The 17434-nt window shown below is 37.7% G+C and carries 15 protein-coding genes; 8 read left to right on the top strand and 7 right to left on the bottom strand.

Translation table 11 applies throughout. The features are described from left to right. Positions 1–131: 131 nt before the first annotated feature. From mnmH to odhB, 3 genes are all read left to right on the top strand, one after another. On the top strand, positions 132–1205 hold the full coding sequence (gene mnmH, locus ACIQXV_RS06165; RefSeq protein ID WP_402956997.1) for a tRNA 2-selenouridine(34) synthase MnmH: 1074 nt from the start codon (positions 132–134) through the stop codon (positions 1203–1205). A gap of 155 nt (positions 1206–1360) precedes the next feature. Further along, positions 1361–4210, top strand: coding sequence for a 2-oxoglutarate dehydrogenase E1 component (locus ACIQXV_RS06170; protein ID WP_402956999.1), 2850 nt, complete (start codon positions 1361–1363; stop codon positions 4208–4210). Then, a complete protein-coding gene (gene odhB, locus ACIQXV_RS06175) occupies positions 4203–5456 on the top strand; it encodes a 2-oxoglutarate dehydrogenase complex dihydrolipoyllysine-residue succinyltransferase (protein WP_402957001.1) in 1254 nt (417 codons plus the stop codon). Before ACIQXV_RS06170 ends, odhB begins: the two co-directional genes overlap by 8 nt. 91 nt (positions 5457–5547) lie before the next feature. Here odhB and sda read toward each other — a convergent pair whose 3' ends face one another. Then, positions 5548–5676: a sporulation histidine kinase inhibitor Sda gene (sda, locus tag ACIQXV_RS06180; protein WP_402957150.1), complete on the bottom strand. Its 129-nt coding sequence runs from the start codon at positions 5674–5676 to the stop codon at positions 5548–5550. 233 nt (positions 5677–5909) lie between these two features. Here sda and ACIQXV_RS06185 point away from each other — a divergent pair, with 233 nt between their 5' ends. Both ACIQXV_RS06185 and ACIQXV_RS06190 read left to right on the top strand, forming a co-directional pair. After that, positions 5910–7547: an AMP-binding protein gene (locus ACIQXV_RS06185; protein WP_402957003.1), complete on the top strand. Its 1638-nt coding sequence runs from the start codon at positions 5910–5912 to the stop codon at positions 7545–7547. A gap of 100 nt (positions 7548–7647) precedes the next feature. Continuing rightward, positions 7648–7851 (top strand): DUF6501 family protein, encoded by a 204-nt coding sequence (locus ACIQXV_RS06190; RefSeq protein WP_402957151.1) that lies wholly within the window; start codon positions 7648–7650, stop codon positions 7849–7851. A gap of 71 nt (positions 7852–7922) precedes the next feature. Here ACIQXV_RS06190 and ACIQXV_RS06195 read toward each other — a convergent pair whose 3' ends face one another. Beyond that, on the bottom strand, positions 7923–8507 hold the full coding sequence (locus tag ACIQXV_RS06195; protein WP_402957005.1) for a YhcN/YlaJ family sporulation lipoprotein: 585 nt from the start codon (positions 8505–8507) through the stop codon (positions 7923–7925). 145 nt (positions 8508–8652) lie between these two features. Between ACIQXV_RS06195 and crcB the strand changes: the two genes are divergently transcribed. Beyond that, entirely contained in the window at positions 8653–9042 is a 390-nt protein-coding gene (gene crcB, locus ACIQXV_RS06200; RefSeq protein WP_402957007.1) for a fluoride efflux transporter CrcB, read from the top strand. After that, entirely contained in the window at positions 9039–9398 is a 360-nt protein-coding gene (locus ACIQXV_RS06205; protein ID WP_402957009.1) for a fluoride efflux transporter FluC, read from the top strand. Before crcB ends, ACIQXV_RS06205 begins: the two co-directional genes overlap by 4 nt. A gap of 41 nt (positions 9399–9439) precedes the next feature. On the opposite strand, the gene yidC is transcribed toward ACIQXV_RS06205, so the two are convergent. The 5 genes from yidC to ACIQXV_RS06230 all read right to left on the bottom strand — a co-directional run bounded on the left by yidC (position 9440) and on the right by ACIQXV_RS06230 (position 14529). Further along, positions 9440–10234: a membrane protein insertase YidC gene (gene yidC, locus ACIQXV_RS06210; RefSeq protein ID WP_402957011.1), complete on the bottom strand. Its 795-nt coding sequence runs from the start codon at positions 10232–10234 to the stop codon at positions 9440–9442. 30 nt (positions 10235–10264) lie between these two features. Further along, on the bottom strand, positions 10265–10555 hold the full coding sequence (locus ACIQXV_RS06215) for a hypothetical protein (RefSeq protein WP_402957013.1): 291 nt from the start codon (positions 10553–10555) through the stop codon (positions 10265–10267). A 144-nt stretch (positions 10556–10699) separates the two neighbouring features. Then, positions 10700–11449 (bottom strand): pyruvate formate-lyase-activating protein, encoded by a 750-nt coding sequence (gene pflA / locus ACIQXV_RS06220; RefSeq protein ID WP_402957015.1) that lies wholly within the window; start codon positions 11447–11449, stop codon positions 10700–10702. Between the two features lie 67 nt (positions 11450–11516). Beyond that, a complete protein-coding gene (pflB, locus tag ACIQXV_RS06225; protein ID WP_402957017.1) occupies positions 11517–13742 on the bottom strand; it encodes a formate C-acetyltransferase in 2226 nt (741 codons plus the stop codon). Between the two features lie 334 nt (positions 13743–14076). Continuing rightward, a complete protein-coding gene (locus ACIQXV_RS06230) occupies positions 14077–14529 on the bottom strand; it encodes a cupredoxin domain-containing protein (protein ID WP_402957152.1) in 453 nt (150 codons plus the stop codon). A 253-nt stretch (positions 14530–14782) separates the two neighbouring features. Between ACIQXV_RS06230 and mprF the strand changes: the two genes are divergently transcribed. Then, a complete protein-coding gene (gene mprF, locus ACIQXV_RS06235) occupies positions 14783–17311 on the top strand; it encodes a bifunctional lysylphosphatidylglycerol flippase/synthetase MprF (RefSeq protein WP_402957019.1) in 2529 nt (842 codons plus the stop codon). The last annotated feature ends 123 nt before the right edge of the window (positions 17312–17434 follow it).

Here is a 17434-nt window from a genome sequence, read left to right on the forward strand (position 1 = left end):
AAAACGCATGAACCTAGTTTTTCCATTGTGAATTAACTTTGTATGAAACTTCCATTAGTGGAAGTTTTGTTTGTTTTTTATAGATATTTATTCTTCAAGGATTCGATTATTTTTTCTAGGGGCGTAGTAATATGAAGGAAATAACTGTTGAAGAACTTTTTAAATTAAAGGAATCAATTATCATTGATATACGCTCACCAATTGAGTTTAAGGACGGTGCTATTCCAGGAGCGATCAATGTTCCTTTATTTTCAGATGAAGAGCGTCAAGTAATTGGAACGATTTATAAACACGAAGGGCAGGCGGCAGCGAAGTGGAAAGCGATGGAATTTGTTTCTCCAAAAATTCCTGTTCTTCTGAAGACAATAAAATCCTATCATACGGATGGAGAGTTAGTCATCCACTGTTGGCGCGGCGGGATGCGCAGTAAAGCGGTAGTCACCTTTTTAGAATTTGCCGGTATTTACGCATGGCGTTTACTTGGTGGGTATAAGGCATATCGTCATCATATCCTTGAAAAAATTCCAACTAATATACCTAATCATGCGGTTGTCCTTCATGGGATGACAGGTGTTGGCAAAACAGAGGTTTTGAAGGTTTTGGAAAAGAAGGGCTATCCAGTCCTTGACCTTGAAGAAATGGCAGGACATCGGGGGTCAATTTTTGGAACGATTGGACTTGGTGAAGGTCATAACCAAAAGAGCTTTGATTCCTTTTTATTTAAGGGATTGCAGGAAATACGGGGAAGTGATTATTTTCTTGTTGAGGCAGAAAGCAAACGAATTGGCAAAGCGGTTCAGCCTGAAGAATTGATGGATGTTAAATTTAAAGGGATTAATATTTATATTCATTCATCACTTGAACAAAGGGTTAAGCAGCTTGTTTCTGAATATGTGCTTCCGTACGAACAGGAACCGTGGTATTATGAAAAAATCTCTTTGGGAATTGAAAAGGTTCTAAAACGTGTGAAAGATTTAGCGATTAGAAATAGACTAATGGAATCACTTCATGAAAAAAATTATCGAGAAATGATCCTAATTTTACTCGAACACTATTATGATCCTCGTTATGATCATGCAAGGCAGGAGTATGAAGGAGAGTTTTTTGACATTTATGCAGAAAATCCTCTTGACGCAGCAGCAAAGATTGCCGCCAAACTTGATGATCTTTCTCTCTTACCAATATTATCAGTCAATAAATATTAATTGATTTCATGTGAAATAAAGATGTCAAAAGGGTATACCCTTTATGGACATCTTTTTTTTTTTGATTTACATCAATTTCAGGTTCGTTTTATTGTGAAATGATAATAGTAATAAAGATGGTTTACAGAAACATACGGTTTAAGGGGGTTCGATGAATGAAAAGAAAAAGTATAGAAAAAGGAGACTTTCTAAATGATTTTTCAGGTCCCAATCTTGGGTATTTGATTGATCAATTCGAAAGGTATAAACTGGAGCCATTATCGGTTGAAGAAGAAATGAGAGTGCTTTTTGAGGAAATGAATGAAGCCGACTTTTCCGATTTCTCAAAAACCGCTCCAACAGTTTCAGAACCTGATTTTGCCCAGCAGAAAAAAATGATATCGGCAGTAAAACTTGCTGATAATATTCGTACCTATGGTCATCTTGCAGCCAAGATTTATCCACTTGGAAATCATAAACTAGATCAAACCCATTTTGAACTAGGGAAATATGGACTAAATGAAAAGGATTTAGAAAGGTTACCAGCTGAAATTCTTAGTTCAAATAGTGCTTTGGCGATGAAAACGGCTTTAGAAGCCTATCGATTTTTAAAAGAAGTTTACACGCAATCCATTGCCTATGAGCTGGATCATGTTCATGCTGTGGAAGAGAAAAATTGGTTGATTGAGAAAATTGAAGCTAACAGAAATAAAACTTCGATAACCGAGATTAAAAGGGTAAAAACATTAAAACGTCTGTATGAAGTAGAAGAATTTGAAAGATTTCTTCATAAAACGTTTGTGGGTCAAAAGCGTTTTTCGATTGAAGGACTTGACATGATGGTGCCAATTATCGATGAAATTATTTCTGATGCCGTTCTTAATGGTGCAGAATATTTAAATATTGGGATGGCACACAGGGGTAGATTAAATGTCCTTGCCCATGTGCTTGGAAAACCATATGAAATGATTTTTGCGGAGTTTCAGCATGCACCTAATAAAGAACTTGTGCCTTCAGAGGGTTCCATTGGAATTAATTTTGGCTGGACCGGAGATGTCAAATACCATCTTGGCTTAAATAGACAGCTCACAGGTGAAAATGCAGTAAATGCAAAGGTTTCGCTGGCCAATAATCCAAGCCATCTTGAATATGTTGGGGCTGTTGTTGAAGGATTTACAAGGGCTGTCCAAGATGAAAGGAATAATCCTGGTTATCCTGTAGAAAACAATAAATCAGCGCTTGCCATATTAATTCATGGTGATGCGGCATTTCCCGGTGAAGGAATTGTGCCCGAAACACTCAATTTAAGCCGCTTAAAGGGATATCGAACAGGTGGAACCATTCATATAATTGCGAACAATACAATAGGGTTTACGACAGAATCAGAAGATTCTAGATCCACTCGATATGCCAGTGATTTGGCAAAAGGGTTTGAGATTCCCATTATACATGTTAATGCAGATGACCCTGATGCCTGTCTGCAAGCTGCCTCTTTAGCGGCTGAATATCGAGCTGTTTTTCAAAAGGATTTCCTCATTGATTTAGTTGGATACCGAAGATTCGGCCATAATGAGATGGATGAGCCCATGTCGACGGGTCCGCAAATGTATACAATCATTCAGCAGCATGCAACAGTTAAAGAAATTTACGTGAAAAGTCTGGAAAAGGAAGGGATTGTAAGCGCCGGTGATTTATTGGAGATTGAAAAGGAAATCCATGAAAAACTTGAGGCTGCAATCCGGAAGGTTTCAATGATATCGAAGGATTCCGAAATTAAGATACCGGAACCTCCAGTATTCAAAAAGGAAGAGGCGTCAGTGATCACGAAAGTGCCTCTAGAAAAGCTTCAAAAAATAAACAAGGAATTACTAGAGTGGCCAAAGGATTTCAACGTGTTTAACAAACTGGAAAAAATCTTAAACAGAAGAGCTGAAGCACTTAATGAAAAGGGAAAAGTGGACTGGGCGTTAGCGGAGACACTCGCGTTTGGAACATTGTTAACCGATGGGACACCAATTCGACTTTCAGGGCAAGACTCTGAGCGAGGTACTTTTGCTCAACGTAATTTGGTGCTCCATGATTACAAAACAGGAGCAACATTTTCTCCTCTTCACCAAATATCAGATGCAAAAGCTTCATTCGCCGTTTATAACAGCCCATTAACAGAAGCAGCAGTAGTGGGTTTTGAATATGGGTACACAGTATTTTCCCCGGAGACATTAGTTATTTGGGAGGCACAATACGGTGACTTTGCAAATGCTGCTCAAGTTATTTTTGATCAGTTTATCGCGGCAGGGATGGCGAAATGGGGACAAAAATCTGGGCTTGTTTTATTGCTTCCACATGGGTATGAAGGGCAAGGACCAGAGCACTCAAGTGGAAGGCTGGAGCGATTTTTACAATCAGCCGCAGAAAAAAACTGGACGATTGCCAACCTGACAAGTGCTGCACAATATTTTCATATTTTGCGGCGTCAGGCAGCAATGCTAACAAAAGAGGAAGTGCGGCCGCTCATTATTATGTCACCCAAAAGCCTATTAAGGAATCCACTCGTAGCTTCAGCAGGTACTGAATTGAGTGAAGGAGAATTTAAACCAATATTGGAACAATTCACAACATCAAGGAATTGCGATAAAGTAGAGCGGATTGTCCTTTGTTCAGGAAAAATAGCGATCGATATTGCGGAGCAAATAAAAGATGAGAGTCAATTTGAATGGCTTCAAGTATTAAGATTAGAGGAAATCTACCCATTTCCAACAAATATTCTTAAAGAAATGTTCCAACAATGTAGAAATGTGAAAGAAATTTTCTGGGTTCAGGAGGAGCCAAAAAATATGGGTGCCTGGAATTTTGTTGAACCACGAATCAACGGAATATCTCCAAATGGAATTAGGGTTGACTATGTGGGCCGCCGCCGCCGCTCTAGCCCTGCTGAAGGAGAGCCAAATGTCCATAAACTCGGTCAAGCTAAAATTCTCAATGCTGTACTAACAAGGGATGAAAAAGGAGGCGTCAAGAATGGCTGAAATAAAAGTGCCAGAATTAGCAGAATCAATTTCGGAGGGTACCATTGCTAAATGGTTAAAGAATATTGGGGATGATGTCGAAAAGGGTGATTACCTTGTTGAATTAGAAACAGATAAGGTGAATATCGAAATCATATCTGATTATTCCGGGAAAATTACCGAACAGAAATTCTCAGAAGGGGATATTGTTAGGGTTGGTGAGACGATCGCTGTAGTAGATGAGAGCGGAAAAAATACCATGCCTGCAGCAGAAAATAAACAAGAAAAACCATTACCTGAAACGAAAGAATTGGAACCTAAAGCAAATTCCGATGAAATAGCTGATTCCGTTCAAAAGGTGGATAAAAGCAGCCAAAGACCAATCGCATCGCCTGCTGCCCGCAGGCTAGCTCGTGAAAAAGGGGTAGATCTAAATGAAATACCTGCTGTGGATCCACTCGGAAGAATCCGAAAACAGGATGTAGCATCTTTTCAGCAAGAGAATAAAAATACCCAAGAATCCCGTCCTAGAAACGAAACTATTCCTGTGAATAGCGATGAATCTAAACCAATTATTTATGAGCGGATGTCCAGACGCCGGCAAACGATCGCTAAACGCCTTGTCGAAGTCCAGCAAACCGCCGCAATGCTTACAACCTTTAATGAAATTGATTTAACCGCGGTAATGGATCTTAGAAAACGAAGAAAGGACAAATTTTTCGAAGACCATGATGTTCGTCTTGGTTTTATGTCCTTTTTTACAAAAGCAGCAGTGGCAGCATTAAAGAAATTCCCGTATTTAAATGCTGAAATTCAGGGTGATCAACTGCTGATCAAAAAATTCTACGATATTGGGATTGCCGTCGCAGCAGAAGAAGGGCTGGTAGTCCCAGTTGTAAGAGATGCAAACCGAAAATCCTTTGCGGAAATTGAAATGGATATTATAAAGCTTGCAGAAAAAGCAAAAACAAATAAATTGGCATTAAAGGACTTACAAGGAGGAACCTTTACAATCACAAACGGGGGTGTGTTTGGGTCTTTACTATCGACACCAATATTAAATGGCCCGCAGGTTGCCATTCTTGGAATGCACAAAATTCAACTTAGACCAGTAGCGATTGATAAAGAAAGAATGGAAAACCGTCCAATGATGTATGTGGCCCTTTCCTATGACCACCGAATTGTCGATGGGAAGGAGGCAGTTAGTTTTCTAAGTAAAATAAAAGAATTGCTTGAGGATCCAGAAAACCTGCTTCTTGAAGGATAAGAGCGGCAGCTGCTTGAAGCCCGAAAATTAATAATTCTTATAATAAGAAAAACCGCTGAACTTTTCTCAGCGGTTTCTTAATGATCTTTTCCTAGGTACGATTCTTAAACGGCCTTAATCCACGACGCGTGATTTCATCTTTTAAAATCTTAATCCATTCCTTTTCCTTTCCAGTCTTTAATGCATCCCGATACGAAACAACCAACTGCTCGTTACTCATAATTTTCAATTTGAGAATGACCTCCTTGGAAAATGGATTAAATATTCAGTTTTTACTATTGTAATGGTTTTCAAAGATTTTGAGAACCCTTATTTAACATATTTAAAAAAAGGTTCACAAATCGTTGTTATAAGTTATATTTTATGAATATTGAATATTCACATAAATGTGATAACATATTTTTGTAAGTGTTTAAACTTATTTATATTTCTTGTATCTAAGGGGGATAAGGAATGTCGTCATTATTAAATATTACCATTGGAAAGCTTTTGGAAGAAAAAGCTGAATTAAACCCAAAGCATCCTGCTGTTATTTATTCAGACCGAAACATTCGATGGACGTATCGTGAATTTGATGATATTTGCCGAAAGGCTGCTAAAGGTTTTATGAAGCTTGGTATTGACAAAGGAGAACAACTCGCTGCTTGGTCGACTAACACCCCTGAATGGCTGATTACCCAATTTGCTACGGGTAAAATGGGTGCAGTTCTCGTAACAGTTAACACAAATTATCGTACTGCCGAACTTGAATATCTTTTAAAACAATCTGACGCAACTACGATTATTTTAATGGATACCTGGAAGGATGCCTCTTATATTGATATGATTTATGAAATTGTGCCAGAATTAAAGACATCGGAACCTGGAATGCTGAAAAGCAGCCGGCTGCCATTTCTAAAAAATATCATTGTCCTAGGTGATAAAAGGTATCCCGGAACATTTTCTTGGGACGACATTGTAAAGCTTGGAGAAACAGTTTCGGATGAGAAATTAAATGAGCGAATGGATTCCCTCGAACCAAATGATGTCATCAATATGCAGTATACCTCCGGGACAACTGGTTTCCCAAAAGGGGTCATGCTCACTCATAACAATATCGTAAATAATGGCTTTAATATAGCGGGCTGTATGAAGCTGACAACGGCTGACAGGCTTTGTATTCCTGTTCCGTTTTTTCATTGCTTTGGATGTGTCCTTGGAACGATGGCGTGTGTCTCAGTTGGGGCTACAATGGTTCCGGTGCAGGAATTCAATCCGAAAAGAGCATTAAAAACTGTTCAGGATGAAAAATGTACAGGGCTTCATGGTGTTCCAACGATGTTTATTGCCGAATTAAATGATCCCGATTTTGAAAAATATGACCTTTCAACGTTACGAACAGGAATCATGGCAGGGTCAAATTGTCCAATTGAGGTCATGAAGGCAGTCATCGAGAAAATGGGGGCTACAGAAATAACGATTGCTTATGGTCAAACAGAATCGTCACCAGTTATCACGCAAACTAGGACAGATGACCCGATTGAGTTACGAGTTGAAACAGTAGGAAAGGCACTGCCAAACGTGGAAGTGAAAATTGTAGAACCCGGAACAGATATAGAAGTCGCTCGGGGTGTGCAGGGGGAGCTTTGTACACGAGGATACCATGTAATGAAAGGATATTATAAAAATACGCTGGCCACAAGCGAGGCCATTGATGCAAAAGGGTGGCTGCATACAGGTGATTTAGCGATAATGGATGAAAACGGGTATTGCAAAGTCACCGGCCGGTTAAAAGATATGATTATTCGAGGCGGAGAAAATATATATCCTCGTGAACTCGAAGAATTTCTCTACTCCCATCCGAAAATTCTTGATATCCAGGTAATTGGAATCCCGGACCAAGTATACGGGGAGGAAGTAATGGCGTGGATTATCTTAAAAGAAGGAGAAACGGCTGATGCCGATGAGATTAGGGAATTTTGCACAGGGAAAATTTCCAAACATAAGATTCCCCGTTACATTGAATTTACTGATGCCTATCCCATGACTGCGTCAGGAAAAATACAAAAATTTCGTCTAAGAGAAAAAGCGTTAAAGTTGGTTAAAAATTAATCATTACTTCAACTGAGGAAGCCGATAGATATTGTTGCATAACACTAGCGGTATTGATTATACTAGAACATGGATAATACCGAAAGGAACGGTGGCAGCAATGATTCACTTAACATGGCGGGAACGTGCAACAGTAAAAAAAGTAAAATGCATTCATACAGATGCGAAAAAATTCCTTGTAAATAATGCCTTAACAGTCGGGAACATTTATGATGTAAAAAACGAAACAGATGAGTTTTATTACATAATTGATAATACCGGAAAAGTAGGTGGATTTTACAAGGAATATTTCCAAGCTGTTTAATTCAAAAAGACTTAAAGGGTCAGATCCTATAAAAGGAATCTGACCCTTTGATTTTGACAGGTTCTTTTCAATTAACGAGCATTCGGGAATATTCTTCGAATGGTATCAGAAAACTCATTCATGAAACCGGAAATCGGTCTGCCATTTCGAATATCGCCAGCATAGGTATTCATTCGATCATAGAAATCTGGGTTAACGGATACATAAACATTGTCGATATCGGAGTCGACAGATTTAACGGCTCGAGAAATTTTATTCTCAATAGTTGATGTCAATTCATTACGTGATGAAGGATCCAACTTTGCGGCAACATAGGCGTTATTATCGGTTACTAAGATGTTCGCATGGTCAACTTCAGGTAAGTCAGTAACTTTATCAGCCGCTTTATCAGCAATTCTTATTTTCGATTGATTGTTTCCAATATTATCATTACGTACATTCGTAATATTGTTTCGATTTCGATCAAGTCCTCGGTTGCTTGTATCAACACCTGTGATGGCAGGGCCGCCGTTATTTGGGTTATTATAATTTACTCTAGTTGGTTCCATTGTATTTCGGTTGCGGTAGGCGACGTCATTATTGACATTATTTTTTGCACAACCAGATAAATACAAACTAAATATAAGGGTTCCAATAACAAATAAACTTTTTTTCATGATGCTTATACACTCCTTTAATCTTAGTTGTACAAAAATAGGTTGCCTAAATTAACAAAAAACTATCCAACCAACATTTGGGTTAATAATAAAAATGTTATGATAAAATAAATTCAATTTGAATCATTCATTAGAGGTGTTAAGATTGGTTTACTTTTTTGTTGGATTAGGCGGTATAGCGGGCAGTTTGCTCCGATATTTATTATCAATTTTGGCCGTGCATTTTTGGGGAAATGAATTTCCAATTGGCACACTTTTCATCAATCTTACTGGATCCTTTTTCCTTGGTTGGATGACAACCGCATTGGTGATTCCAAAAAAACTGCATCCTTATTTATTAACAGCACTTACAACAGGTGTAATTGGTTCGTATACGACCTTTTCCACTTTCTGCTACGAAACGGTTCATTTATTCGAAACAAAAGAATACTTATTTGGATTCCTTTATATGTTCATCAGCTTGATTGGCGGGCTTTTTTTTGTTAGGGCAGGGAGGAAAATAAGTGAAAGACAGAAGAAGGAGGAGGTTCTATGAACGAAATCCTGTTGGTTTCAGCCGGCGGTTTTTTGGGAGCTATTAGCCGGTTCGTTGCCAGTAAACAAATTCAGACTTGGAATAAGACGAGTTTCCCTGCAGGAACGTTAGCAGTTAATTTAATTGGATCCTTTTTATTAGGGCTGTTAGTCGGGATGCAAGTAAAGGGAGAGCTGTATGCTTTGTTTGGAATAGGATATATGGGGGCATTTACAACTTTTTCCACAATGATGCTCGAGTCTGAGCAATTAATTCATACTAAAAAGAATAAACTATTTTACAGTTACATGATCATCAGTTACATAATCGGAATAGCGCTTGCTTTTTGCGGTCTGATAATAGGGAAAATGGTATAAAAAAGAAGCATTCATCAAGAAATGCTTCTTTTTATGTTAACCTATTTTTGTTTTACTGGTGTTGTATTTACAGGTTTTGATGATTTATATAATTTGTGGCTAATCATGGTTTGTAAGGTTAAAAATGTCCCACCAACTACCCAATAGAGCGGCAGAGCGGCTGGGGCACTAAAGGAAAACATCACAATCATCAATGGTGACATCAATCCCATGATTTTCATTTGCTGCTGCTGTGCAGTCGGCATATTCGATTGCGAAACTTTAAATTGGAAGTAGTAAACAAGACCCGCGATAATTGTGATAATGATATCAGGATGTCCTAAATTAAACCACAAGAATTGATGGGCTGCAATTTCCTTTGAACCGCGAATGGCATAATAGAAGGCTGTTAAAATTGGCATCTGAATCAGGATTGGTAAACAACCCATATTCAGTGGATTAACACCATGTTTTTGATAAAGACCCATCATTTCTGCTTGAAGCTCTTGCTTCTTCTTAGGGTCCTTTTCAGTCTTCATTTTCTTTTGAATGACATCCATTTCAGGCTTTAAAACATCCATTTTTTCCTTCATCGCCATTTGATTTTTGTATTGTTTTAACATTAACGGCATTAGGACAAGTCTGATAATCAACGTGACGATAATGATCGCTAAACCATAGTTTCCATTGAAAAGTTCAGCTGTTGTATGAATAATGGTCGAGAATGGATGGACAAAGTAAGTTTGAAAAAATCCATGACTATTACCATTATTTGTTTGTGATGAGCACGCCGATAATAATAATGTTGGTAAGATTAAAAGTACTGCTAGCATGATTGAAGAACGTTTCGTTTTCATATTTCCTCCTAAAAATGTTGTCTGAATTGTTTAAGTTAATAGGAAGGAAATCGGTTCTTCAGAATCATCCTGTGAGCATTGTTTTCTACGAATATATTTAACAATTCTTTTCAAAATAATGTCGCCTGTTAGACAGCTTCTTTTGCGGTAAAAAACCACCGGGTGAATAATTTTTGTGTTTGCAGGATCAGATAGGGATCCTAAGAATGAATATTCTACACCCCATGCCCATAAAAATTTTAATGTGATACCTAAGTAAATGCTCACATAAAGTGCGTTTAAGGCATTTATATCTGAAATATCAATAAGCAATTGAAACAAAAATTATCACCTCACTTAAATATCAATGATATGAGTATATAGGAGAAATGGCAAAGAATCAATTTTATCTCTGCTAATATCCCAAATTATGAAGACATTACTAATAGTTTTATATGGTTAAAAAACACTAATTCCAAAATGAAATTAGTGTTTGGCTGTATTATTCCAATGGGCTGTCAGCATTTGATTCGCAAATTCCACTTTATCCTCGGTTGGCGGCTCGACATGTTTTAACGGGTATTCGTGACCAAGCGCTTCCCATTTGTAAACACCTAGTTTGTGGTATGGTAGTATTTCAATCTTTTTCACATTTTCAAGCGTCCCAATGAATTCTCCAAGCGTTTTTAGATCATCAGGATCATCTGTAACCGTTGGCACTAGAACGTGCCGTACCCAAATAGGGACTTTCCGATCGGATATATATTTTGCAAATTCAAGAATGTGATCGTTCGCCATGCCTGTCAGCTTGATATGCTTTTTCCGATTTATATGTTTTAAATCAAGAAGCACGAGGTCGGTAAAGTGCAAAAGTTCATCGAGCTGTTCAATAAAAAGCTTTGAATGGGAGAAACACCCGCCTGATGAATCAATTGTGGTATGGATCCCTTTCTTTTTACATTCCTTGAACAATTCCGTTAGGAAAGGAATTTGTAGTAACGGTTCACCGCCACTCACAGTAATTCCGCCTCCTGAAGCTTGAATGAAAGGAAGATAGCTCAGTAGATCATCCATGATTTCGGAAACGGTCATTTGCTTGCCTGTGCCGATTTCCCATGTATCCGCATTATGGCAAAACTGGCACCGCAATAGGCAGCCTTGAGTAAAAATAACATAGCGTATCCCTGGTCCGTCAACTGTCCCTAATGTTTCGATAGAATGAATATTTCCGTTCATGATGATGATCCCCTTTCATTAATAAGGCAGGAGCCCCTCAGGAAGAGGGGAGCTCCAAAGAATTTATTTAAAGTGATTCATGGAAAGTACGATTAATAACGTCAAGTTGTTGTTCTTTTGTTAGTTTAATAAAGTTTACTGCATATCCAGAAACACGAATCGTTAATTGTGGAAAGAGTTCTGGATGTTCCATCGCATCAATCAGTGTTTCGCGATTAAAGACGTTCACGTTTAGATGGTGTCCTGTTTTCATTGCATAGCCATCCAAGATAGAGACCAAGTTGCGAATTTGGCTTTCTTCTTCTTTTCCAAGTGCTTTTGGTACAATGGAGAAAGTATTTGAAATTCCGTCCATTGCATAGCTATATGGAAGCTTTGCAACAGAAGACAATGAAGCTAATGTTCCTTTAGTATCTCGGCCATGCATAGGGTTGGCACCTGGTGCAAATGGTTCACCGGCACGACGTCCATCAGGTGTGTTACCTGTTTTCTTACCATATACCACGTTTGATGTAATCGTAAGTATTGATAAAGTATGCACTGAGTTACGATAGGTTTGGTGTTTGCGCAGCTTTTTCATAAAGCTTTCGACAATTTCTACAGCTAGACTGTCAACGCGATCATCGTTGTTTCCATATTTAGGGTAGTCACCGTTCACTTCAAAATCAACGGCAATACCGTTTTCATCACGGATTACTTTCACTTCACCATACTTAATGGCACTTAATGAGTCAGCAACAACACTTAAGCCGGCAATTCCTGTTGCCATTGTCCGAAGAATCTCTGTGTCATGTAAAGCCATTTCAATTCGTTCGTAACTGTACTTGTCATGCATGTAGTGGATAATATTCAAGGTGTTAATATAAAGTCCAGCAAGCCAATCCATCATTTTATCGAATTTTTGCATGACTTCATCGTAATTTAATACTTCTGCGGTAATCGGCTGATACTCTGGCCCAACTTGAATTTTTAATTTTTCATCGACACCGCCGTTGATAGAGTAGAGTAATGCTTTAGCAAGGTTGGCACGAGCGCCGAAGAATTGCATTTGTTTACCGATTTCCATCGCAGATACACAGCAAGCAATTCCGTAGTCATCGCCATATTCCGGACGCATGATCTCGTCATTTTCATATTGAATAGAGCTGGTTTTGATTGACATTTTTGCACAATATTTTTTGAAATTCTCAGGCAGCTGTGTTGACCATAAAACAGTTAGGTTTGGCTCTGGAGCTGGGCCTAAATTATCTAATGTATGAAGGAAACGGTAAGAATTCTTCGTTACTAGCGAACGTCCGTCTAATGCCATACCGCCAATGGATTCTGTTACCCATGTTGGATCACCACTAAATAATTCATTATAATCAGGTGTACGTGCGAATTTTACAAGTCGCAGCTTCATGACAAAATGGTCGACTAGTTCTTGTGCATCCAGCTCAGTTAGTCTGCCATTCAATAAGTCTCTTTCCATATAAATATCTAGGAATGTTGACACGCGGCCAAGGCTCATCGCTGCCCCGTTTTGCTCCTTAATGGCTGCCAAGTATCCAAGGTAAACCCATTGGAATGCTTCTTGTGCAGTTTCCGCTGGGCGGGAAATATCAAATCCATAACTATTTGCAAGTTCTTTCAGTTCTTTTAGTGCACGATATTGTTCGGAAAGTTCTTCGCGTAAGCGAATATTATCCTCTGTCATGACACTGCTTGTATTTTTATAATCTTTTTGTTTTTCTTTCATTAAGAAATCTACACCATATAAAGCAACACGGCGATAATCTCCGATAATACGACCTCGGCCGTAGGCATCTGGAAGTCCGGTAATGATTCCAGCTTTACGAGCCTTTAGCATTTCTCCTGTATATGCATCAAAGACACCTTGATTATGAGTTTTACGGAACTCGGTAAAAATCTTTTCAATTTCAGGGTTTAATTCGTAGCCGTAAGCTTCACAGGCAGCTTTGGCCATCCGAATTCCACCAAAAGGCTGCATCGAACGATTAAAAGGTTTATCTGTTTGCACACCGACTACTTTTTCAAGCTCTTCATCAAGATATCCTGGTCCATGTGAAGTGATCGTAGAAACAGTTTCCGTATCCATTTCAAGGACACCGCCATTTTCACGTTCTTGCTTTGTTAACTCCATTACTTGCTCCCATAATTTGTTTGTAGCGTCAGTAGCACTGGTTAAGAAGGAATCGTCACCCTCATAAGGATTATAGTTTTTCAAAATAAAGTCACGTACGTTAACTTCTCTAGTCCATGTTCCTTTAATAAATCCTTGCCATTGTTCCATGATTTATCACCTCTTAGATTTTTAAGAAAACATATAACAGATTTACTATTTAAATCTTAATATAAGTATAACAGGTTGAATGTGAAAGATGTCACATGAAATGAGGTGAAATTGTTAAGATATTGTGAAGTGCCATTATAATGGGGTTTTTGAGGACCAATTTTGAAAACTATGTGAACATGATGATAACTTTAATTAAAACTGTACTATAAAAAAGTTAGTATTTGATAAAACTGTTATACAAGAAAACACTATTAATATCAACGTATTAATAGTGTTAACTAACGAAACAGGGCCTTTTATAAATGAAAAAAGCAGGGAATGAATCCTGCTTTTAATCCACTACAATATAGGCAATCATCGGGCCATTGTGGGTTCTGTCAGAATGAACCTCACATATTAAACGATAGGTCCCCTCTTTGTTGAATTGAAGAGGAACAATTGTTTCCTCACCTTTTTTTACAGTCCCTCTAATAGTAGTTCCTTCGATATAAAAAGGGTGCTTTTCCCCGTTAATACCGCTAATAAACAGATTTACTTTTTCACCTTTTTCGAGGATCAATGTGCTGGGATCCCAGCGGTACGATTCTATTTCTTTCCCATCCTTTGTCGTGGTCTTGAATTCTCCTGTAACCATATGAATTTCGCGAATTTCCTTATCTTTTTGCTGGTTAAATACTGTTGTATCTCCGGCTTTTAACATAAACCAAGCTGAAAGGCTGGCAATTACAATACCTACCGCTAAAAAGAAAAGGAGTGTTTCCTTTTTAAAGACTAAGAACTTCATCATATCCCCCCATAATTTGTCCTAATTAATACTTATGCTAGGTGGGTTAAAAAACTTGTCTATTTTTTAAAGTTTTATTACTTTGATTACACGGATAGAAATATAATATTGAAGGGATTGGCTAAGGGTTGAACCCTAAAAAATATGTCTACAATAAAACTATGCAATGATCCATGATGGAATATATTTCTTTGTTTTTCCTGGTGAACAGTTTATAGTAAAATCAGGAATGAAAAAATAGGTGGTTATTTTGTTGGGGATTAGAAAAGAGAAGGTATTAAAAGCTGCAAAATTTATTTTTCCGCTGTTTTTGTTAATTTTCGCTATAATTGAGATTAAAAAATTTACCGGTAATTTGAATATCCAATTACTTAAAAATGAAATAAATCAACTGAATATCTGGAGTTTATTATTAATCTTGGCAGTTACCTTTGCAGCCGTTTTACCTATGCTGCTCTACGATGTTATCTTAGTAAGGGTTTTAAGGTTAAAGGTATCAAAAAGAGAATTGCTGGAACAATCGTTTATCGCCAATTCCTTTTCTAATTTAATCGGTTTTGGCGGGTTAATCGGTGCCATGCTAAGAACTTACTTTTTTCATAAGCTCGAACAGGACAAGCGGAGACTCCTTGGAGTCATTGCTTCTGTTTCACTTTTTTATCTAACGGGAATTTCATTCCTAACCTGGATTGTAACGACCCGCTACCGGCATTTTCCGCTGTTTGTTGATACAAAATGGCTCTACTTCGCTGTTTTAGGTGTAGGTTTATACTTACCTGTTTTTTTAATTATACATATGATTAAGTCTAAAAAAGACAATCAAACATTAATTACTACTAGTGTGAGTGTTAGACTGGTCATTGTTTCTGTTATAGAATGGTTCGCCGTGTTTGCAGCTATTTTAGTTTTAAGCAGGATCCTCGGAATCTCGATCTCTTTCGAAAATCTTTTTCCTGTCTATATTGTTGCTGCATGTGCCGGGATTATTAGTATGATTCCAGGCGGGCTCGGCTCGTTTGATTTAGTATTTATTTGGGGAATGCAGGATTTACATGTTCCCGAAGAAAAAGTTCTTGTTCTGCTCTTGTTTTACCGAGTGGGGTATTACTTCATCCCGTTTTTGATCAGTCTAGTCTTTTTTGTCAAGCTTTATTGGGAAAGGTGGAACCAATCCTGGAATTACCTCCCTAAAGCGATAATTCAAGGAGTAAGTCATGTCATTTTAACTATTCTTGTTTTTTTATCAGGGTTAGTTCTTCTTTTATCTGCTAGTGTTCCTGGAATCATGTCAAGGTTAAAGATTGCCCAAGAGCTGTTGTCTTTTCCGATTATTAATGTGTCACATCAGCTTTCGGTCGCGGCAGGCTTTTTACTGTTAGGTTTATCACGCGGCATTGAATATAGTGTGAAAAGAACATATGATTTAACAATGCTCGCACTAATTCTTGCAGCATTGTTCTCGATTTTCAAAGGAATTGATTATGAAGAAGCAATCTTTTTAATCATTGTTGCTCTATTACTGAGAATATCAAAGGGACAATTTTATCGTGAAAGCTATGTTCTCACATGGGGAAAAACTATTTTTGATGTCACCGTCATTCTGATCATTACTTCGATGTATATATTGATTGGGTATTTGAATTTACCTATCGCAAAATTAACGATTCCGGCAAAATTTTTACCGTATGTCATTGTAGATTATCGTGATTTGTTTAAGAGTGCTGCAATCGGTCTTGTGATTGCATTACTAATATTGTTTACGGGTTATTTGATCAGTCTGCCTAAAAAATGGAAATTGGAGAAATCAATTGGACAAGAAAAGGAAATTATTGATCATGTAACAAAGTATAAAGGAAAGGTATTAACCCATTTAATCTTTTTGCATGATAAATATATTTTTTGGAACAGTCAAAAAAACGTTTTAATTTCATTCCAAAAATATGCTGATAAATTGGTCATTCTGGGAGATCCGATTGGGGAGAAAACGGAATTATCAAACGCCATCGAGGAATTTCAAGAAATCGCTGACCTATATGGTTTTACGCCTGTTTTTTATCAGGTAAGTGATGACATGCTTCCATATCTTCACGGACATGGCTTTGCATTTTTTAAATTGGGCGAGGAGGCATTTGTTGATCTTAAGACATTCTCCCTTACCGGAAACAAAATGAAGGGCTTAAGGGCATTAAAAAATAAATTTTTCCGCGAAAGCTTTTATTTTGAATTAGTCGAGCCTCCATTTGCATTAGGGCTGTTAAAAGAATTAAGTGAAATATCAAATGAGTGGCTTTTCGGGAGAAAAGAAAAAGGCTTTTCGCTCGGTTTTTTTGATGAAGATTATTTGAATAAGGCACCAATTGCTATTGTAAGAGATGAAAATAATCGTATCCTTGGCTTCATGAGCATTATGCATGTTTATGATAATGACCAAACCATTTCGGTTGATTTAATGAGAGTCAGACCGGAGGCACCATCGGGCACCATTGATTATCTTTTTCTTTCATTAATTGACTGGGCAAAGGAACAGGGCTATAACCGTTTTAATATGGGGATGGCACCTTTAGCGAATGTAGGACTTTCAAGATTTTCCTTTTTAAGCGAGAAAATTGCTGCCCAAATCTTTCTCCATGGCCATTTTATTTACCACTTTCAGGGCTTGAGAAAATTTAAGCAAAAATATACAAACATTTGGGAGCCCAAATACTTAGCGTATAGAAGAAAATCCTCATTGCCAATTATAATGGCACAGATTACTTTGTTAATTTCAAAAAAGAGGGCTTAGATTTTGACCGGCGGGGTTGTTCCCTTGCCGGTTTTATTTAAAGAATGTATAAATTTCGACTTTGAGAATTGTCTAGCTCCAGCGCCCTAGCGCTTTTATTTTTTAAATTCTCTTTATTTTTTC

It is taken from the genome of Neobacillus sp. NPDC097160 (assembly GCF_044762155.1).
GTDB lineage: Bacteria > Bacillota > Bacilli > Bacillales > Cytobacillaceae > Neobacillus.

What these genes read in the sequence shown, in the direction of transcription:
- ACIQXV_RS06230 (WP_402957152.1), bottom strand. Translation starts at nt 14,529, where the DNA reads ATGAAGTTCTTAGTCTTTAAAAAGGAAACACTCCTTTTCTTTTTAGCG.
- pflB (WP_402957017.1), bottom strand. Translation starts at nt 13,742, where the DNA reads ATGGAACAATGGCAAGGATTTATTAAAGGAACATGGACTAGAGAAGTT.
- yidC (WP_402957011.1), bottom strand. Translation starts at nt 10,234, where the DNA reads ATGAAAACGAAACGTTCTTCAATCATGCTAGCAGTACTTTTAATCTTA.
- pflA (WP_402957015.1), bottom strand. Translation starts at nt 11,449, where the DNA reads ATGAACGGAAATATTCATTCTATCGAAACATTAGGGACAGTTGACGGA.
- sda (WP_402957150.1), bottom strand. Translation starts at nt 5,676, where the DNA reads ATGAGTAACGAGCAGTTGGTTGTTTCGTATCGGGATGCATTAAAGACT.
- ACIQXV_RS06190 (WP_402957151.1), top strand. Translation starts at nt 7,648, where the DNA reads ATGATTCACTTAACATGGCGGGAACGTGCAACAGTAAAAAAAGTAAAA.
- odhB (WP_402957001.1), top strand. Translation starts at nt 4,203, where the DNA reads ATGGCTGAAATAAAAGTGCCAGAATTAGCAGAATCAATTTCGGAGGGT.
- ACIQXV_RS06195 (WP_402957005.1), bottom strand. Translation starts at nt 8,507, where the DNA reads ATGAAAAAAAGTTTATTTGTTATTGGAACCCTTATATTTAGTTTGTAT.
- ACIQXV_RS06185 (WP_402957003.1), top strand. Translation starts at nt 5,910, where the DNA reads ATGTCGTCATTATTAAATATTACCATTGGAAAGCTTTTGGAAGAAAAA.
- mnmH (WP_402956997.1), top strand. Translation starts at nt 132, where the DNA reads ATGAAGGAAATAACTGTTGAAGAACTTTTTAAATTAAAGGAATCAATT.
- ACIQXV_RS06205 (WP_402957009.1), top strand. Translation starts at nt 9,039, where the DNA reads ATGAACGAAATCCTGTTGGTTTCAGCCGGCGGTTTTTTGGGAGCTATT.
- ACIQXV_RS06170 (WP_402956999.1), top strand. Translation starts at nt 1,361, where the DNA reads ATGAAAAGAAAAAGTATAGAAAAAGGAGACTTTCTAAATGATTTTTCA.